The organism is Conexibacter stalactiti (assembly GCF_033542075.1).
In the GTDB taxonomy this organism is placed as follows: domain Bacteria; phylum Actinomycetota; class Thermoleophilia; order Solirubrobacterales; family Solirubrobacteraceae; genus Conexibacter; species Conexibacter stalactiti.
Genome location: NZ_JAWSTH010000010.1, coordinates 15,885 through 33,251, shown reverse-complemented (window position 1 = coordinate 33,251; position 17,367 = coordinate 15,885). Strand labels below are relative to the sequence as shown.

General features: G+C 72.9%; 17 protein-coding genes. 13 read left to right on the top strand and 4 right to left on the bottom strand.

The window, feature by feature from the left end; all coding sequences use genetic code 11:
* The first annotated feature begins 69 nt into the window (after nucleotides 1-69).
* Entirely contained in the window at nucleotides 70-774 is a 705-nt protein-coding gene (locus R7226_RS06160; protein ID WP_318596166.1) for a hypothetical protein, read from the top strand.
* A 106-nt stretch (nucleotides 775-880) separates the two neighbouring features.
* On the opposite strand, the gene R7226_RS06155 is transcribed toward R7226_RS06160, so the two are convergent.
* The gene (locus R7226_RS06155) at nucleotides 881-1,687 is read right to left on the bottom strand and encodes an SDR family NAD(P)-dependent oxidoreductase (RefSeq protein ID WP_318596165.1); all 807 of its coding nucleotides are present in this window, start codon (nucleotides 1,685-1,687) and stop codon (nucleotides 881-883) included.
* Between the two features lie 101 nt (nucleotides 1,688-1,788).
* On the opposite strand from R7226_RS06155, the gene R7226_RS06150 reads away from it, so the two are divergent.
* Nucleotides 1,789-3,084: a glycosyl hydrolase family 28-related protein gene (locus tag R7226_RS06150; RefSeq protein WP_318596164.1), complete on the top strand. Its 1,296-nt coding sequence runs from the start codon at nucleotides 1,789-1,791 to the stop codon at nucleotides 3,082-3,084.
* 10 nt (nucleotides 3,085-3,094) lie between these two features.
* On the opposite strand, the gene R7226_RS06145 is transcribed toward R7226_RS06150, so the two are convergent.
* Nucleotides 3,095-4,093, bottom strand: coding sequence for a zinc-dependent alcohol dehydrogenase (locus R7226_RS06145; RefSeq protein WP_318596163.1), 999 nt, complete (start codon nucleotides 4,091-4,093; stop codon nucleotides 3,095-3,097).
* Nucleotides 4,090-4,812 carry a GntR family transcriptional regulator gene (locus R7226_RS06140; protein WP_318596162.1) on the bottom strand — a complete coding sequence of 241 codons (723 nt, stop codon included), beginning with the start codon at nucleotides 4,810-4,812 and terminating at the stop codon, nucleotides 4,090-4,092. The genes R7226_RS06145 and R7226_RS06140 overlap by 4 nt, the downstream gene beginning before the upstream one ends.
* A 182-nt stretch (nucleotides 4,813-4,994) precedes the next feature.
* Here R7226_RS06140 and R7226_RS06135 point away from each other — a divergent pair, with 182 nt between their 5' ends.
* From R7226_RS06135 to R7226_RS06090, 10 genes are read left to right on the top strand one after another with little or no spacing between them, the layout of a single operon-like run.
* Entirely contained in the window at nucleotides 4,995-6,578 is a 1,584-nt protein-coding gene (locus R7226_RS06135; RefSeq protein WP_318596161.1) for an ABC transporter substrate-binding protein, read from the top strand.
* Nucleotides 6,579-6,580: 2 nt separating this feature from the next.
* Nucleotides 6,581-7,711, top strand: coding sequence for a methyltransferase (locus R7226_RS06130; RefSeq protein WP_318596160.1), 1,131 nt, complete (start codon nucleotides 6,581-6,583; stop codon nucleotides 7,709-7,711).
* Between the two features lie 3 nt (nucleotides 7,712-7,714).
* Nucleotides 7,715-8,641 carry an ABC transporter permease gene (locus tag R7226_RS06125; RefSeq protein WP_318596159.1) on the top strand — a complete coding sequence of 309 codons (927 nt, stop codon included), beginning with the start codon at nucleotides 7,715-7,717 and terminating at the stop codon, nucleotides 8,639-8,641.
* Nucleotides 8,638-9,375 carry a PIG-L deacetylase family protein gene (locus R7226_RS06120; RefSeq protein ID WP_318596158.1) on the top strand — a complete coding sequence of 246 codons (738 nt, stop codon included), beginning with the start codon at nucleotides 8,638-8,640 and terminating at the stop codon, nucleotides 9,373-9,375. The genes R7226_RS06125 and R7226_RS06120 overlap by 4 nt, the downstream gene beginning before the upstream one ends.
* The gene (locus tag R7226_RS06115) at nucleotides 9,372-10,307 is read left to right on the top strand and encodes an ABC transporter permease (protein ID WP_318596157.1); all 936 of its coding nucleotides are present in this window, start codon (nucleotides 9,372-9,374) and stop codon (nucleotides 10,305-10,307) included. The genes R7226_RS06120 and R7226_RS06115 overlap by 4 nt, the downstream gene beginning before the upstream one ends.
* Complete coding sequence (locus tag R7226_RS06110; RefSeq protein ID WP_318596156.1) at nucleotides 10,304-11,305, top strand: ABC transporter ATP-binding protein; 1,002 nt, start codon at nucleotides 10,304-10,306, stop codon at nucleotides 11,303-11,305. Before R7226_RS06115 ends, R7226_RS06110 begins: the two co-directional genes overlap by 4 nt.
* Nucleotides 11,302-12,315, top strand: coding sequence for an ABC transporter ATP-binding protein (locus R7226_RS06105; RefSeq protein WP_318596155.1), 1,014 nt, complete (start codon nucleotides 11,302-11,304; stop codon nucleotides 12,313-12,315). The genes R7226_RS06110 and R7226_RS06105 overlap by 4 nt, the downstream gene beginning before the upstream one ends.
* A 47-nt stretch (nucleotides 12,316-12,362) precedes the next feature.
* Nucleotides 12,363-13,529: a mandelate racemase/muconate lactonizing enzyme family protein gene (locus R7226_RS06100; RefSeq protein ID WP_318596154.1), complete on the top strand. Its 1,167-nt coding sequence runs from the start codon at nucleotides 12,363-12,365 to the stop codon at nucleotides 13,527-13,529.
* A 4-nt stretch (nucleotides 13,530-13,533) separates the two neighbouring features.
* The gene (locus R7226_RS06095; RefSeq protein WP_318596153.1) at nucleotides 13,534-15,318 is read left to right on the top strand and encodes a CocE/NonD family hydrolase; all 1,785 of its coding nucleotides are present in this window, start codon (nucleotides 13,534-13,536) and stop codon (nucleotides 15,316-15,318) included.
* A gap of 2 nt (nucleotides 15,319-15,320) precedes the next feature.
* Nucleotides 15,321-16,265 carry an alcohol dehydrogenase catalytic domain-containing protein gene (locus R7226_RS06090; protein WP_318596152.1) on the top strand — a complete coding sequence of 315 codons (945 nt, stop codon included), beginning with the start codon at nucleotides 15,321-15,323 and terminating at the stop codon, nucleotides 16,263-16,265.
* A 10-nt stretch (nucleotides 16,266-16,275) separates the two neighbouring features.
* Here R7226_RS06090 and R7226_RS06085 read toward each other — a convergent pair whose 3' ends face one another.
* Nucleotides 16,276-16,632: a VOC family protein gene (locus R7226_RS06085; RefSeq protein WP_318596151.1), complete on the bottom strand. Its 357-nt coding sequence runs from the start codon at nucleotides 16,630-16,632 to the stop codon at nucleotides 16,276-16,278.
* A 173-nt stretch (nucleotides 16,633-16,805) separates the two neighbouring features.
* Here R7226_RS06085 and R7226_RS06080 point away from each other — a divergent pair, with 173 nt between their 5' ends.
* Nucleotides 16,806-17,357 (top strand): SRPBCC family protein, encoded by a 552-nt coding sequence (locus R7226_RS06080; RefSeq protein WP_318596150.1) that lies wholly within the window; start codon nucleotides 16,806-16,808, stop codon nucleotides 17,355-17,357.
* Nucleotides 17,358-17,367 lie beyond the last annotated feature (10 nt).

Here is a 17,367-nt window from a genome sequence, read left to right as displayed (position 1 = left end):
CAGGGCGACCACCGCTGCTGGCGTGCCAGCGCGCCAACGTGCCAGACTGAGCTGATCGTCCTCTTCCTCGTGCATTGCTACGACCGTGCGCGGGTCGCGCTCGCGATCCTCTTCGCGCTGACGCTGCTGGCCGGCGCCGGCTGCGGAAGCGGCGGCGACGAGCGCGACCACCAGCCCGCGCTGACGGAGCGTGACGATGCAGGCGACGTCCTCGACGTGCGTGCGGTCGAGCGGATCGGCACCGACGATTGGGACGAGGTGGCGGTCGATTCGATGATGACCGACGGACAGCCCGGCTTGGACCTGCGTCGCGCCGGACTGGCGGTGAGAGGCCGGACCCTGCTCCTCCACGTGGCGACCGAGGGCCCGATCCGGACCGGCACGTTCGCGCTGACCGCTTCGACCAAGGTGAGCTGTGGTGACGCACAGCTCACTGCGTACATCCACGTGACGGGCGACGGCGAGGCGACGACGGTCGAGGCGACGGACCGCCCGCATGGCCAAGGCAGACCGGTCGAGGCCACGGTGAGGGTGGACGGCGAGCACATGACGCTCGCCCTGCCGCTGTTGGCCGCGGCGAGCTTCGAGGACTGGACGGTGTCCAGCACCGACGCCGTGTCGGCCCGCCTCGAGGACGCCCGCTACGGCGACCACATCCCGGACTGGTCCATCGAGGGCGCCTACTTCACGCGGGGAACGGGCACGCCGAACTACGCGGGCGGACCCGGCGATGAGCCATGCGGCCCGCCCGACCCGCCGCTGCTCGCGCGCTGACCGGCGCGGTCCGGTCGGCGCTGCGACGGACTCTGCGCGAGCACCATGAACGCCATGTCACGTTCCATCGGAGTTCCGTGCAGATGGACGGTACGGGCGGCCGCGGTCACCGCGCCGTCCAGCCGAGGTCCATCGTCAGGGCGGCGCCGGTGAAGGCGCGGCCGGAGGGGCCGGCGAGGAGGGCGACGACGTCGGCGACCTCGGCCGGCTCGATCAGGCGCTTGATCGCGTGGGGGGCGAGCAGGCCGTCGGTGAGTGCGCGCCCGTGGGTCGTGAAGTCGCGCTCGGCGAGCGCCTCGACCTGCCGCTCGACGAGCGGCGTGCGGACGTAGCCGGGGCAGACGGCGTTGGCGGTGATCTCGTGCTCGGCGCCTTCCAGCGCGAGCGTCTTCACGAGGCCGATCGTCCCGTGCTTGGCGGCGACGTAGGCCGACTTGCCGGGCGAGGCGACGAGGCCGTGCGCTGAGGAGACCACGACGAAGCTCGCGAGCGGGCTCTCGACGAGCGCCGGCCAGGCGTGTTTCGCGAGCACGAAAGGACTCGTCAGCATCAGGTCCAGCAGCATCCGCCAGCGCTCCTCGGGGAACTCCGCGACCGGCGCGACGTGCTGCACGCCGGCGTTCGCCACGACGACGTCGATCCGGCCGAACCGTCGCAGCGCCTCCGCGACGGCCGCGCGGTTGCCGTCGCCGCTCGTGAGGTCAGCGGCGAAGGGGATCGCGGCGGCAGCGGCTGAGTCGGCGGCGGGCGCGGCGGCAGCGGCGGCTGAGCGTGCGGCGGGCGCCGGCGCCTCGTCGGTGCGCAGGTCGACGGCGTGCACGTCGAGGCCGTCGGCGAGCAGGCGATCGCAGACCGCGCGGCCGATCCCGCCGGCCGCGCCGGTGACGATCGCGGCCCGTCTCGTGTGGTTCATGGGGTCAGTCTCTCGTGTTTTCCATCTATTCGCAATCCTATTGTTGACAATCGTCTCTTGACGGGAGTACGGTCGCGCCGTCCACGACCTGAAGGAGCCAGATGAAGCCCTCAGAGCCGGCCGCTGCGGTGGCAGGAGTCCCGGAGACCGCCGCGGCGGAGGTGGTTGCGGCCGCTGTGGCGGCAGGAGCCCAGGAAGCCGACGCCACGGAGATGGTCGCGCCGCTCAGCCGCCGCTCGTTCGTCCGTCGCGGAGCGCTTGTGGCAGGTGCCGCGGGCGGGGCGGCGATGCTCGCCGGCGCCGGCGCCGTCGCCCCGACCGCCGCGACCGCGGCGTTCGCCGCCGGCAGCGACGACTTCCACGTCTCCAGATACGGCGCCGTCGGCGACGGCAGAACCGACGACACGGCCGCGATCCAGGCGGCGATCGATGCCGCCTACGCCCACGCCGCCGGCGGCGCCGGCCACGGCCGCGTGCTGTTCGACGCGAAGACGTACGCGCTCGCCGGCGCGCCGAGACGCGGGAACTCAGGCCCGCTGACGGTCTCGGCGCAGCTGACGATCCCGACCCGCGTCAGCGGTGAGATGGTCAACATCGAGCTGGTCGGCGCCGGCACGCAGCAGGGCAAGCAGGACGTCTTCGGCGTCGGGCAGCAGAGGGGCGGCACGCTGCTGCTCTCAACCGTCACCGCGAGATGGTCCGGTCACAGCGAGGGCCTCCCGCCAGCGGTGCTGGCGGCGGCGCGCGGCAACGACTGGGGCGGGTTCGGCCGCATCACGGTCGCGATCTCGGGGATCGCGATCTGCACCCAGAGCGATCCGACGCTGATCGGGATCAACATGATGTGGGCGCCGCAGGTGCGGATCACCAGCGTCCGCGTCGACACCACGGACGACCTCGTCAGAGTCGCTGAGCCGACGCACACGTGGTCGACCGGGATCGTGCTGCCGTACGTCTCCAACAACGCGATGATCTACCTCCGCGACATCTCGATCGTCGGGTACCACACCGGCTTGATATTCAGCGAGCACACCGATGCGTCGAGCGTGCTGATGTTCGGCTGCAAGGTGGGCCTCGCGCCGTTCGGCGTCAGAGCCCACACGGCGCGGTTCGGGCTGGTGACCGTCGAGTGGTGCCCGACGGTGCTGTCGCAGGTCGACTGGAGCCTCGGCCGCGTCGCCTGCACCGGCGGCGAGAACATGGTCTTCCAGCTGATCGACGTCGAGGAGTACAACGGCTTCGCCGGCAGCATGGGCTGGGCGACGCAGGACCAGCACGTCTACGACCCCAACAGCAAGTTCTACGGCTGGATCAGATTCGCCCGCTCCAGCCCCGGCATCCCGCTCGCGGTCAGCGGCGGCAGACACCTCGACATCAGAGAGCTGCACCTGTTGTAGAGCTGGGCGCTCAGCGCTCGACGACGACCTTGACCGCGCCCGCCCGGGCGCGGTCGAGCGCCGCCGGCAGCTGCGCGAACGGCAGCCGCTCGCTGATCACGTCCGCCACGCCGGCGGTGCCGTCGCTCAGCAGCCGCACGACGCGCGGCCAGACGTGCGGCGCGTTGGAGCCGCCGAGCAGGCTGACCTCCGTCGTCACGACGCGCCAGAGGTCGAGCGGAACCTCCTCGGTCGGCAGCCCGAACAGCGAGATGCGCGCGCCCGGAGCGGACAGCGCGATCGCCTGGCGGATCGTCTCGCCGCGGCCGACCGCCTCGACGATCAGCCCCCAGCGACGCTCCGGGTCCAGCGGCGCGGCGCGCACGTCAACGACCTCCTCGATCCCCCAGCGGCGCGCGATCGCCAGCCGCTCGCCGGTCGCGCCCGCGAGCGTGACCGGACGGCAGCCGGCCGCTCTCAGCAGCCGCGCGAAGTACAACCCCGTTGGCCCGTCGCCGAGCACCAGCGCCGGCTCCCCAGCCCTCGGCATGAGCCGGTCGAGCGCGCCGAGCACGACGTGCAGCGGCTCGGCCTGACAGGCCTCCGCGAACGAGACCGTGTCGGCGATCGGGTAGCAGTTGCGCTCCGGCACGACGAGGTACTCCTGCCACGCCCCGGCGGTCGTGACGCCCAGCTCGTCGCCCTCGGCGCAGTGCTGCGGGGTCCCGGTGCGACAGGGGTCGCAGCGGCCGCACGCGACCATCGGGTCGACGCAGCAGCGCGTGCCGACCGGCAGCGCCACTCCGTCGCCGACCGCGACGACCACGCCGGCCAGCTCGTGGCCGAGCGGCGCCGGCGCCGCGACCGTCTCGATCGCGCCGTCGATGATGTGCAGGTCGGTGCCGCAGATCCCGACCGCGCGCACGTGCAGCAGCAGCTCGCCATGACCGGGGACGGGGACCGCCGCGCGGCCGGCCGCCACGGCCGCCGAGCCGGTCCAGCTCCATGTCTCCATCGCGGTCGCGCTCACGCGGCGGACGCGGCGCCGGACGCGGCCGGGTCGTCGTCGCCGGCCGGATCGGGCTCGGGTCCGCGCGGCAGGTGCTCGTACAGGCGCGGCTCCGCGATGTGCTCTCTGAGGGTCTCGTGCGCGCGTCTCTCGTCGCCCGACTGCAGGGCGGCGAGCAGCTCGCGATGCTGCTGCGCGATCGCCTCCAGCGACGTGTGGTGCGGACCCATGCGGAAGAAGAGCCCCCGCATCCGCGGCGAGATCATCTCCCACAGCTGCAGGCTGTGGAACAGGCCGGAGCGCTCGACGATCAGGCGGTGGAAGCTCATGTCGAGCTCGACGACGCGGGCGAGGTTGCCGGACTCGGCGGCGGCGTCCATCTCCGCGACGATCGCGGCCAGCTCTCTGAAGTCGCGCTCCTCCATCCGTCTGAGCGCATTCGTCAGCGCGAACAGCTCGAGCGTCGCGCGGATCGGCACCAGCACCTCCAGCACCTCGTCGCCCCACACCTGCGCCACGACGGTGCCGCGGTAGGGGAACGAGGCGACGAGGCCCTCCTGCTCCAGTTGGCGCAGCGCCTCGCGGATCGGTCCGCGGCTCATGTCGAGCTGTTCGGACAGGTCCTCCTCGCGGAGGCGATCGCCCGGCGCGAGCTCGCCGTGGATGATCGCGTTGCGCAGGGTCTCGGCGACCTGCTGGCGCAATGAGCGGTTTTGTCGTGGGACGGCGCGCAGTTCCATGGGGTGACCTCCGCCGGGGATTCTTGCACATGGGATGTAGGAATGTCCTTTGAAATATTGTTGACAATCCTCAACCTCACTCTCTAGGCTGCTGCCGGTCGCACGAGTTGGCAGGGCCCAACCCGAGAAGTCAGACGGAGGACACAATGGACAGACGAGTTGCCGGCGACGCCCGGGCGCTCATGGCTGGGCAGATCAGCCGCGCGCAGTTCATCACCCGCGGAGTCGCCGCCGGCGTCTCGCTGACGGTGCTCGGCAGCGTGCTCGCGGCCTGCGGCGGCGAGTCCGCGGGCGGGGGCGCGGCGACCGACGTCGCCACCGGCGCGGCGCCGACGCCGGTCGGAAGACCGCCGGCGACCCCGACCGGCACGCTCGTCTACGGCAACGCCGAGCCGCCGACCGCCAACTACTGGGACCCGGCCGCGGGCTTCGGGCTCGTCGACGAGCAGGTCGCCTCGCTCGTCCACGACACGCTGCTGGCGCACGACGCCGACGGCAACGTCCACCCGCAGCTCGCGACCAGAGTCGATCGCGTCAGCGACGTGAAGGTGAGAATCACGCTGCGCGACGGCGTCAGATTCCAGGACGGCACGCCGCTCACCTCCGCCGACGTCGCCGCCACCTTCGACCGCCTCGGCGCCAGAGATTCCAGACTCGCGCAGAGCAACACGGTCTCGCCGCTGCACTGCGTCGTCCACTCGCCGACCTCGCTCGACATCGTCACCGACAAGCCGTTCGGCCCGATGGAGGCCGCGCTCGCGTACGTGAAGATCCTCCCCAAGAGCGACATCGACCACCCGGCGAACTTCAGAAGACGCGCGCTCGGCGCCGGCCCGTACAGATTCGTCTCCTACGAGGGCAACACCGTCACCCTCACCGCGAACGACGACTACTGGGGCGAGAAGCCGCACGCGCTGGAGATCAAGTTCGAGTACATCGAGGACCTCGAGGCGCGCACGAACGCGCTCCTCACCGGCGACATCCAGATCATGTCGCGCGTCGGCTCCGAGCAGCTCGCGCGCGTGAGAGACGACGACGCGTACTACACGACGAAGACCTCGCCGCCGTCGCAGGTCTGCTCGCTCTACCAGCACAACGGCGCGCTCAGAGACGCCGAGGTGCGCCAGGCGATCGCGCACGCGGTCGACCGCGAGGCGATCGCGAGAGGGATCCTGAAGGGGATCTTCCCCGTCGGCCAGTCGTCGCTGCCGACGACCAGCCCGATGTACGAGGCGCTCGACACGCGCTTCCCGTACGACCCCGAGAAGGCGAAGGCGCTGATCGGCGACCGCGCGGTCGAGCTGAGAATGGCGACCGCGACGCTCTTCAGCCACCAGGTCGAGATCGACCAGGCGATCGCCCAGTACCTCGAGGCGGTCGGCATCAAGGTCAACCTCACGAAGCTCGAGGTCGGCGCTTTCCGCACGAGCTACAACCAGTACGACCTCTCGCTCAACACGCTCGGCTCGTTCACCGGCGACCCCGACTTCATCTTCGGCTTCTACGCCGGCGGCACCGGCGAGGCGGTCTTCCACCTCAGAGACCCGAAGATCGTCGACCTGATCGCCGCCCAGCGCGAGGCCGTCGGCGACGCGCGCCCGCCGAAGGTGACGGAGCTGGCGTCGTACCTGTGGGACCAGCAGACGACGCTCTACCTCAGCGATGAGATCTGGTACTTCATCGTCTCCTCCAGAGTCCAGAACTACGAGCGCGCGCCGTTGATCGGCGAGCCGCTCGCGGCGAAGGCGTGGCTGGAGGCGGCGTGACCATGGCCGGGCTGATGCACACGCCGGCGGCGGCGGAGCCGGCAGCTCTCGCGGCTCCGCGGGCCGGCGACGCGCCGCTGCTGGGCGCGCTGCTGGCGGCCGCCGACCTCGCGCTGCTCGACCAGCTCGCGCGGCCCGTCGAGCACCTGCGTCAGCCGTTCTGGGACCCGCGGACGGCGACGGAGGCGGTGCGCGGACTCGATCCGCTCGCCGCCGCCGTCGTGCGGCTGTGGTGTCTCGGGCAGACGGTCGAGGCGGCCGAGCTGACGCAGGCGCTCGACGGCGAGACGGTCGGCGAGCTGGTCGCGGCCGGGCTGCTCGCCCGCCGCGACGGCGAGCGGCTCGCCGCGCCGTGGCGCGTGGCGACCGTGCTGCAGCGCCACCTGCTGGTGACGCCGCCCGCGCACGACGACGACTTCGACGCGGCCGCTCCGGTCGCGTACGTCGGGCCCGAGTCGTTGTACTTCGCGCCGCTCGTCGCCGGTGCGCGGCGGGCGCGCCGCGCGCTCGACCTCGGCACCGGCGCCGGCCTGCTGGCGCTGCTGGCGCCGGCCGCGGAGGTCGTCGCCGTCGAACTCGACCCGTTCGCGGCCGCCGTCGCGCGCTTCAACGTCGCGCTCGGCATGCACGACCACGTCAGCGTCCGCGAGGGCTCGCTGTTCGCCCCGGTCGCCGGTGAGCGGTTCGACCTGATCGTCGCCAACCCGCCGTTCCTGCCGGCGCCCGCGGGCGTCGCGCTGCCCGCCTGCGGCGACGGCGGCCCGAACGGCGACCGCGTCCTGCGCGAGCTGATCGCGGGGCTGCCCGGCCACCTCGACGGCGACGGCCGCGCGCTCGTCTACGGCGAGGACCTCGGCACGCTCGAAGAGCCGCACCTCGCCGACTGGCTGCGCGAGCACGGCGCCGGCGACGGCTTCGACGCGACCCTGCACGTCACGCACACGCGCTACAACGAGCGCACCGCGCTGCGGCTGACCGACCTCTGGCGCGCCTGCGGCGCGAGCGAGCAGGAGGCCTGGGACGCATGGCGCGAGCTGACCGAGCGCCGTCCCTCCACCCACCACCACAGCTTCGTGCTCGACGTCAGGCCCGGCAGCGGCCGCGTCGTCGTGCGGCGGCCGCCGCGGGTCTGAGCGATGGCGCGCTACGTCACCAGCCGCCTGCTGCAGGCGCTCTTCATCGTCGCCGCGATCACGCTCGGCGTCTTCATGATCCTGCGCGTCACCGCCGGCGACCCGGCGCGCGTGCGCGCCCCCGTCTTCGCCAGCCAGGACGTGATCGACCAGTACCGCGCCGACTTCGGCACCGATCGCTCGATCCCGGCACAGCTCGGCTCGTTCGTCGAAGGCGTCGCGCACGGCGACCTCGGCGACTCGTTCCGCTTCCAGAAGCCGGTCACGGAGCTGATCGCGACGGCGCTGCCGCGCACGCTGCAGCTTGCGCTGCTGGCGCTGCTGATGTCGGTCGCGGTGGCGGTGACGCTCGGCGTGCTGGCGGCGCGATATCCCGGCTCGCCATGGGACTGGCTCGCCTCCGCGATCGCCGCGATCGGGCAGTCGGCGCCGGTCTTCTGGGTCGGGCTGCTGCTGTCGACCTATCTCGCGGTGAAGCTGGGGCTGTTCCCGGCCGGCGGCTACAGAGGCTTCTCCAGCCTCGTGCTGCCCGCCGTCACCGCGGCGCTGTCGATCGTCCCGACCGAGCTGCGCGTGCTGCGCGAGTCGATGCGCTCGACGCTGAGACAGGAGTACGTGCGCGCCGCGCGCGCCAACGGCGTGCCGGAGTGGAAGATCACCTTCAAGTACGCGCTGCGCAACGCGTCGCTGCCGCTGCTGACGGTGATCGGCGTCGACGTCGGCTACCTGCTCGGCGGCGTGATCGTCGCGGAGGTCGTCTTCAACTTCCCCGGCATCGGCCAGATGGCGCTCGTCGGGCTCAACGCGCGCGACTACCCGCTGGTGCAGGGGATCACGATCGTGACCGCGAGCGTCTTCGTGCTCGTCAACCTCGCGATCGACCTGCTCTACACGGTCGTCGACCCCCGCATCCGACTGGAGACGACATGAACGTGCTGGCGATCGGGGCCCATCCCGACGACCTCGAGATCCTCTGCGGCGGCACGCTCGCGCTCTACGCCGCGGCCGGCCATCGCGTGACGATGGCGGTCGCGACGAACGGCAACGTCGGCCACCCGACGCTCGGCCGCGACGAGATCGCCGCGCTGCGGCACGCCGAGCAGCAGGCCTCCGCGGACCTGATCGGCGCCGAGCTGGTGTGGATGGACTTCGACGACGAGTGGCTCTTCAACGACCGCCCGACGCGCGAGCGCTTCATCGACGTGATCCGCGGCTGCGGTCCCGACGTCGTCTTCGCGCACAGCCCGACCGACTACCACCCCGACCACCGCGCCGCCGGCCAGCTGACGGTCGACGCGCGGATCCCTTCCGCGGTGCGGCTCGTCGAGACGACGCTGCCCGCCGCCGAGCGGATCCCGCACGTCTTCCTGATGGACAACGTCGGCGGGATCGACTTCGTCCCGGAGGTGCACGTCGACGTCACAGGCGTGATGGCGACGAAGGAGCGGATACTGCTGTGCCACAGAAGCCAGGACGCCTGGCTGAGAGCGATCTACGACGGCATGGACTACGTCAGCTTCATGCACGAGCACGCGGGCGCGCGCGGCGCCGAGGCCGGCGTCGCCTTCGCGGAGTCGTTCCGCGAGGTGCGGACCTACCCGCCGACCGGCTCGATCGAGCTGCTGCCCGGCACGGTGCGGCGCGCGGGGGAGGCGGCGCCGTGAGCGCGACCACCCCGCTCGCCGCCTCGGCCGGGCCGGCCGGTCCCGCCACCGCCTCGACCCGTCGCGGCCTGCTCGCGACCGTGCGCGGCCGTCTCAACTGGCAGCTCGCGGTCGGCGGCTCGGTGCTTGCGCTGATCGCGCTGATCGCCCTGCTGGCGCCGCTGATCGCGCCATTCGACCCCAACAGACAGGACCTGATGATGGTCCTGACCTCGCCGGGCGACGTGCACTGGGCCGGCACCGACGGGATCGGCCGCGACCTGCTGTCGCGCCTGATGTACGGCGCGCGCGTCTCGCTCGGCGTCGCCGGGCTCGGGATGCTCGTGTCGATCGTCGTCGGCGTCGGCGCCGGGATGCTCGCCGTCTTCGGCGGCAAGTGGGCCGAGCGGATCGTGCTGCGCACGATCGACGTCCAGCTCGCCTTCCCGTACATCCTGCTGGCCGTCGCGATCACGAGCGCGGTCAAGCCGAGCTTCGGCGTGCTGGTGCTGCTGATGGGCCTGGCCGGCTGGGCCGGCGCGGCGCGCGTCGTGCGCTCCGTCGCGCTCGGCGAGCGCGGCAAGGACTACGTCCGCGCCGCCGAGATGGTCGGCGCCTCGCGCGTGCGGATCGCGCGCAAGTACGTCTTCCCGAGCGTGCTGCCGAGCGTGCTCGTGCTGGCGCCGATGCAGATGTCGGCGATGATCGTCTTCGAGTCGACGCTGTCGTTCCTCGGCATGGGCGTGCGCCCCCCGACCCCGACCTGGGGCGGGATCATGCTCGAGGGCAAGGACTACCTCGCCGACGCGTGGTGGATCACGACGCTGACCGGCCTGGCGATCTTCGTCACGGCGCTGTCGCTGATGCTGATCGGCGACGGCCTGCAGCGCATCACCGGACAGCGGATCGACGCGATCGGCGGGACCGTCGAGTCGCGAGAGGAGAAGTCATGAGCGCGCTGCTGCAGGTCGAGGACCTGCGCGTCGAGTTCCCGCGCGGCGGTCGCGCCGCGGCCGCCGTCGACGGCGTCTCGTTCGAGCTGGCCGCGGGCGAGTGCCTGGCGATCGTCGGCGAGAGCGGATCGGGCAAGTCGATCACCTGCCAGGCGCTGATGCGGCTGGTCCCCGAGCCGGGGCGGATCGCCAGCGGCCGCGTCCTGTTCGAGGGCGAGGACCTGCTGCAGCGCTCGGAGTCGGAGCTGCGGCGCGTGCGCGGCGGCGAGATCGCGATGGTCTTCCAGGACCCCTCCTCGACGCTCAACCCCGTCTTCACCGTCGGGCATCAGCTGATCGACGTGATCCGCACGCACTGGCGCTGCAGCCGCGGCAAGGCGCGCGAGCGCGCGCAGGAGGTGCTGGCGCAGGTCGGCTTTCCCGACCCGGCGGCGCGCATGAAGGCGTACCCGGGCGAGCTGAGCGGCGGCCTCAAGCAGCGCATCTCGATCGCGCTCGCGCTCGCCTGCAAGCCGAGAGTGGTGATCTGCGACGAGGCGACGACCAACCTCGACGTCTCGATTCAGGCGCAGATCGTCGAGCTGCTGCGGCGGCTGAAGGACGAGCTGGGCTTCTCGATCGTCTTCATCACGCACGACATCGGGCTGACGCCGCACATCGCCGACCGCATCCTCGTGCTCTACGCCGGCCACGCCGTCGAGGAGGGCCCGGTGCGGCAGGTGCTCGACAGCCCCGGCCACCCGTACACCGTCGGGCTGCTGCACGCGGCGCCGTCGCTGAGCAGCGAGCGCGGCGTCGCGCTGCCGACGATCCCCGGCACGGTGCCGCCGCTCGGCGAGCTGCCGCCGGGGGCGCCGTTCGTCTCGCGCTGCCCGGTCGCGGTCGCGGGCGAGTGCGACACCGCCGAGCCCGGTTGGACCGCCGCCGGACCCGGCCACCGGGTCGCCTGCCACCGCTTCGCGCACGACGGGACGAAGGGAACGACATGGGTGCGATGAGCGCCGAAGCGGTGCCGGCCGGTCTGGTGCCCCCGGCGAGCGGGATCGCCGCCGAGCAGATCGCGAAGCGGTTCGCCGGGCGCGGCCGCAGGGGCGAGGGCGGCGTCCACGCCGTCAACGACGTCTCGCTGAGCGTCGCCGCGGGCGAGATCGTCGGGCTCGTCGGCGAGAGCGGCTGCGGCAAGTCGACGCTGTCGCGGATCCTGATCGGGATCGAGACGCCGAGCAGCGGCCGCGTGCTGCTCGACGGCGCGCCGGTCGAGGGCCGCGCCGGCTGGCGCGCGCTGCGCCGCCGCGTGCAGTACGTCTTCCAGGACCCGTACGGCTCGCTCTGCCCGACGATGACGATCGGCGAGACGCTCGCCGACGCGCTCGCCGTCAACGACCTCGGCGGCTCGAAGGCCGGGCGGCGCGAGCGCGCGGGCGAGATCTTGAGCCAGGTCGGGCTCTCGCCCGCCGACCTCGACCGCCACCCGTCGCAGTTCAGCGGCGGGCAGCGACAGCGGATCGGGCTCGCGCGGGCGCTGATCCTCGAACCGGAGGTCGTCGTCTGCGACGAGATCGTCTCCGGCCTCGACGTCTCGGTGCAGGCGCAGATCCTCAACCTGCTGCGCGAGCTGCGGCAGCGGCTCGGGATCGGGCTGCTGTTCATCAGCCACGACCTGCGCGTCGTGCGCTACCTCTGCGACCGCGTCGTCGTGATGTACCTCGGGCGGATCGTCGAGGAGGGCGACGTCGAGCAGGTCTTCGGCGATCCCCAGCATCCCTACACGCGCGGCCTGCTCGCCTCGGTGCCCGACCACGCTCCCGGCGCTCCCGAGCTGAGAGCCCGCGTCGCGGGCGAGCCGGCGAGCCTCGGCGAGCTGCCCTCCGGCTGCCCGTTCGCGCCCCGCTGCCCGCTGGCGGCCGACCGCTGCCGCGCCGAGGACCCGGCGCTGGTCGCGGCCGGCGCCCAGGCCGGCGCGGGCGGCCACCGCGCCCGCTGCCACTTCGCCGGAGCCCCGCGATGAGCGGCCCGGAACCCCAACCGTCCAAGCAGTCATCAGGAAGGACCTCCGTGAGCATCACCCAGCCAGCGCCGAGCCCAGAGGGGACTGACTCCGGCGTGCGCATCACCGACGTCGAGGCGCTCTACCTGCGCCTGCCCGACTTCGACGAGGCGCGCACCGACAGTTCGCGCGACGCGCTCGTGATCCGCATCTCGACCGACGCGGGCGTGACCGGCTACGGCGAGGTCGACTCCAGTCCGCTCGTCGTGAAGGCGATCGTCGAGTCGCCGGCGTCGCACACGATCGCCCGCGGCCTGCGCGAGCTGCTGATCGGGCGCGACCCGCGCGACGTGCGGCGGCTGTGGCACGACATGTACGAGGCGACGCTGTACGTCGGCCGCACCGGCGTCGTGATCCACGCGATGGCCGGCATCGACATCGCGCTGTGGGACCTCAACGGCAAGCTGCTGGGCCAGCCGGTCCACACGCTGCTCGGCGGCGCTCACCGCACCGAGATCCGCGCCTACGCGTCGAACATGTTCCAGTTCTCGCTGGAGGCGAACGCGGAGCGCGCGCTCGCCGCCGTCGAAGCCGGCTTCACCGCGATGAAGTTCGGCTGGGAGCCGTTCGGCGCCGACGCGGCGACCGACGTGAAGATCGTCAAGACGATCCGCGACGCGATCGGCCCGGACGTCGACCTCGCGATCGACGCCGGCCTCGTGTGGGACGCGAAGACGGCGATCCAGCGGATCAAGCTGCTGGAGCCGTTCGACCTGCTGTGGATGGAGGAGCCGCTGCACCCCGACGACCTGCGCGGCTACAAGCGCGTGTCGGAGGCGGTCGACCTGCCGATCGCCGCCGGCGAGGAGGAGTGCACGCGCGACGGCTTCCGCCGGCTGATGGACGAGGGCCGCATCGACGTCGTGCAGATCGACGTCACGCGCGTCGGCCTGACGCAGGCGATCCAGATCGCCGGCGACGCCGCGCAGCGCGGCCTGCCGGTCGCCAACCACACCTTCACGACCGACCTCAACGCGGCCGCCTCGCTGCACTTCCTCGCGGCGGTGCCGAACGCGCTGATCTGCGAGTACTGCGTCGAGCCGAGCGAGCTGAGCCGCCACCTCGTGCAGCCGTCGATCGAGATGGTCGACGGGATGGCGCAGATCCCGCAGGGGCCGGGGCTCGGCGTCGAGCCCGACCCCGAGGTGATGGACCGCTTCCTCTGGAGAGGCTGAGCACGTGACCGACGTGGTCGTGCGGCGTGGCGTCGCGGTGCCGATGCGCGACGGCGCCGTCCTGCGGGCCGACGTCTGGACCGCGCGCGACGACGCGCCGCGCCCGGCGCTGCTGCAGCGCACGCCGTACGACCGCACTGACAGCGGCGCGGCCGTGGTGGGCGCGGCGCTGGAGCCGCTGCGCGCGGTCGCGCGCGGCTTCGCGGTCGTGATCCAGGACGTGCGCGGCCGCTTCGCGTCGGAAGGCACGTTCACGCCGTTCGCGCAGGAGGGCGACGACGGCGAGGACACGCTCGCCTGGGTCGCCGCGCAGCCGTGGTGCGACGGCCGCGTCTGCATGTACGGCGGCTCCTACGTCGGTGCGACGCAGCTGCTGGCGGCGGTCCGTGTGCCCCCGTCGCTGGCAGCCGTCGCGCCGCAGCTGACGGCGGCCGAGTACTGGGAGGGATGGACCCATCAGGGCGGCGCCTTCCAGCTCGGCTTCCTCGGCTTCTGGACGCTCGGCTGGCTGGCGCCGGACGCGCTCGCGCGGCTCGCCGCGGCGGAGCCGGACGCCGCGGAGCGGCTCGCCGGCTGCTTCGACGCGCTCGCCGACGACCCGGACGCGGCGCTCGCGCTCGGGCCGGCCGAGCTGGGGGCGCGGCTGCGCCCGCTGGCGCCCTACCTGGAGGAGTGGCGCGCCCACCCGGCGCGCGACGGCTTCTGGGAGGCGACCGCGATCCGCGACCGCTACGCGCGCGTGACGACGCCGGCGCTGCACGTCGCCGGCTGGCACGACATCTTCCTCGCGGGCACGCTCGCGAACTTCGCCGGCCTGCGGGCGCACGCGGCGACCGCGGCCGCGCGCGACGGCCAGCGGCTGATCGTCGGCCCATGGACCCACGCCGCGCTCGGCGACACGCTCGGCGAGCGGCGGTTCGGCCGTCGCGCCGCCCGCGCCGCGCTCGACCTCACGCGCCTGCAGCTCGACTTCTTCGCGGCCGTCCTGCGGGGCGAGCAGCCGCTCGGCGCGCCCGTGCGGATCTTCACGATGGGAGCCGATCGCTGGCGCGACCTCGACGCGTGGCCGCCGCCGGGCGCCGTCGTGGAGGCGTGGGAGCTGGGAGAGGGCGGCGGGCTCGGGCCGGGCGGCGCCGGCATGGCGGTCGGCGCGTCGGTCGCCGACGAAGGCTCGGCGCGCGACGTCGCCTTCGGCATGACCGGCTTCGCGCTCGACGACGCGGCCGCGGCTGCTTCCCCGTCCGCCTCCGCCGGCGCCGCGCCGTCCGTGCTCCTGCACGACCCCGCCGATCCCGTCCCCGCGATCGCCGGCGCGACCTTCCTGCCCGGCCAGGACGTGACGCTGCGCTCCGGTCCGCGCGACCGCCGCCCCGTGCAGGCGCGCGCCGACGTGCTCGTGTTCGAGAGCGCGCCGCTGACCGAGGAGGCCGAGCTGACCGGCGAGCTGGCGGCCGAGATCTGGGTCGCGCTCGACCGCCGCGGCGGCGACGTCGTCGTCGCGCTCTCGGAGCTGCTGCCCGACGGCCGCGCGCTGCACCTCGCCGACGGGGTCGCGCGGCTCGCCGCCGGCGCACCCGGGGCAGACGGCGGCGCGCCGGTCGCCGTGCGCGTCGAGCTGGGCGCCACGAGCGTCGCGCTGCCGGCCGGCCGGCGGCTGCGGGCCGAGGTCTGCGGCTCCTGCTTCCCGCGCTTCGACGTCCACCCGGCCGTGCCAGCGCGGCACGCGATCTTCCACGACGCGGCGCGCCCGTCGCGGCTGCTCCTTCCCTTCCTACGAGCGAGACACTGACCATGCAAGCGATCGTCTACACCGCCCCGCTGACCTTGGAGCTCCAGGACGTCCCGGAGCCGATCACGGCCGCCGGCGAGGTCATCGTCGAGGTCCGCGCCGCGGGCATCTGCGGCTCCGAGCTGGAGGGCTTCAAGAGCCAGAGCCCGTTCCGCGTGCCGCCGCTGATCATGGGTCACGAGCTGGCCGGGATCCGCCTCGACACCGGCGCCGCGGTCGCGATCAACCCGCTGATCTCGTGCCGCGTCTGCGACCTCTGCCTGCGCGGGCAGGAGAACCTCTGCCGCACCCGCGCGCTCGTCGGAATCCACCGCGCAGGCGGCTTCGCCGAGCGCGTCGCGGTGCCGGAGCGGTGCCTGCACGAGATCGGCGCGATGCCGTTCGAGCTGGCCGCGCTCGCCGAGCCGCTGGCGAACGCCGTCCACGCGCTGCGGCTTGCCCAGGAGCACGACCCGCAGCCGGCCCGCGTCGGCGTGATCGGGGCGGGGGCCCTGGGCCTCGCCTGCGCGCTCGTGGCGAAGCGGATCGGTGCCGCCGAGGTCGTCATCTGCGATCTCAGCGAGGAGCGGCTCGAGGCCGCCGCGCGGGCCGGAATCACCACGTCGCAGGACGGGCTGCACGGCGAGTTCGACGTGATCGTCGACGCCGTCGGCAGCGCCGCCACGCGACGCATGGCGGCTGAGCGGCTGCGCCCGGGCGGGACTGCCGTCTGGCTCGGCTTGCACGCGGCCGAGGCGGGTGTCGACGGGCTCGATCTGACCCGCCGCGAGCTGCGCGTGCTCGGCACCTTCGCCTACGCCGACCGCGACTTCCGCGCGGCGCTCGAGCTGCTGCCCGCGCTGGAGGTCGACTGGACGACGACGGCGCCGCTGCGCGACGGCATCGACGTCTTCATGGAGCTGATCGCCGGCCCGGGCGCGGCGACGAAGACGCTGCTGGTGGGCTGAGCGGGGGCGCTCACCCGCCCGGGTGGCTGAGGATGTTGAGGACGCGGCCGGTCGGTTCGCGGACGAAGAAGCGGCGGACGCCCCACGGCTCGTCGGTGAGCGGGTGGACGATCTCGCAGCCGAGTCGCTGCGCCGCGGCGTGGGCGGCGTCGACGTCGTCGACCTCGATCGAGACGTCGGGGTGGACCGGGGCGCTTGCGTCGGTGCTGATGATGCTCAGCTGGGCGGTGGGGTTGTCGCGGTCGGCATAGGTGGCGATCCAGCCGTGGTCCATGACGAGGTCGAGGTCGAGGACCTGGTCGTAGAAGTCGCGGGTCGCGGCGGGGTCGGGCGCGTGGAGGTTGGGAACGATCCGTTTGACGGTCATGGGAAGACCATGACGAGACGGTCGGCTCGACCCGGTCCGCGGTCCCGACTACGCTGCGCTGCGATGGCCTACGACGAGCAGCTCGCCGGCCGCCTGCGCGCGGTGCTCGCGGCGAGCGAGCAGATCTCCGAACGGCGGATGTTCGGCTCCGATTCCAACGACAAGGCGGCTCGATGAGCGATCCGGTGGTGGTGGAGGTCGCGATCGACGCGCCCGCGGCACGCGTCTGGCAGGCGTTTCGCGACCCGGTCGAGCTGCGCCGCTGGCATGGCTGGGAGTACGACGCGATCGAGGCTGAGATCCAGCAGATCTACTTCGACGACGTGACCGCCTCCGAGCCCGACCTGACGCTCGACACGCATGGCGCCGGTCGCTTCGAACTGGAGCCGCGCGGCGAGGCGACGGTCGTGCGGGTCGTCCGCGCCGCGCCCGACGGCGCCGCCGGCTGGGACGGGATCTACGACGAGATCAACGAGGGCTGGCGCTCGTTCGTCGAGCAGCTGCGCTTCTACCTCGAGCGCCATGCCGGCGAGGAGCGGCGCACGCTCTTCATCGAGCGCGAGGTCGACCCGCCCGCGGGTGAGGAGTGGTTCTCGGCCGCCCATCAGCGCGGGGTGGTCGCCGACCCGTCCACGCTCGTCATCGTCGCGCGCGAGAAGACGATCGTCAGCGCCTACGGCATCGACGAAGAGGCCTTCGCCGCGCTGCGCGAGCGGTTCGGCTGAGCCGCCGCGC

What these genes read in the sequence shown, in the direction of transcription:
- R7226_RS06155 (WP_318596165.1), bottom strand. Translation starts at nt 1,687, where the DNA reads ATGAACCACACGAGACGGGCCGCGATCGTCACCGGCGCGGCCGGCGGG.
- R7226_RS06150 (WP_318596164.1), top strand. Translation starts at nt 1,789, where the DNA reads ATGAAGCCCTCAGAGCCGGCCGCTGCGGTGGCAGGAGTCCCGGAGACC.
- R7226_RS06140 (WP_318596162.1), bottom strand. Translation starts at nt 4,812, where the DNA reads ATGGAACTGCGCGCCGTCCCACGACAAAACCGCTCATTGCGCCAGCAG.
- R7226_RS06135 (WP_318596161.1), top strand. Translation starts at nt 4,995, where the DNA reads ATGGCTGGGCAGATCAGCCGCGCGCAGTTCATCACCCGCGGAGTCGCC.
- R7226_RS06130 (WP_318596160.1), top strand. Translation starts at nt 6,581, where the DNA reads ATGGCCGGGCTGATGCACACGCCGGCGGCGGCGGAGCCGGCAGCTCTC.
- R7226_RS06125 (WP_318596159.1), top strand. Translation starts at nt 7,715, where the DNA reads ATGGCGCGCTACGTCACCAGCCGCCTGCTGCAGGCGCTCTTCATCGTC.
- R7226_RS06120 (WP_318596158.1), top strand. Translation starts at nt 8,638, where the DNA reads ATGAACGTGCTGGCGATCGGGGCCCATCCCGACGACCTCGAGATCCTC.
- R7226_RS06110 (WP_318596156.1), top strand. Translation starts at nt 10,304, where the DNA reads ATGAGCGCGCTGCTGCAGGTCGAGGACCTGCGCGTCGAGTTCCCGCGC.
- R7226_RS06105 (WP_318596155.1), top strand. Translation starts at nt 11,302, where the DNA reads ATGAGCGCCGAAGCGGTGCCGGCCGGTCTGGTGCCCCCGGCGAGCGGG.
- R7226_RS06090 (WP_318596152.1), top strand. Translation starts at nt 15,321, where the DNA reads ATGCAAGCGATCGTCTACACCGCCCCGCTGACCTTGGAGCTCCAGGAC.
- R7226_RS06085 (WP_318596151.1), bottom strand. Translation starts at nt 16,632, where the DNA reads ATGACCGTCAAACGGATCGTTCCCAACCTCCACGCGCCCGACCCCGCC.
- R7226_RS06080 (WP_318596150.1), top strand. Translation starts at nt 16,806, where the DNA reads ATGAGCGATCCGGTGGTGGTGGAGGTCGCGATCGACGCGCCCGCGGCA.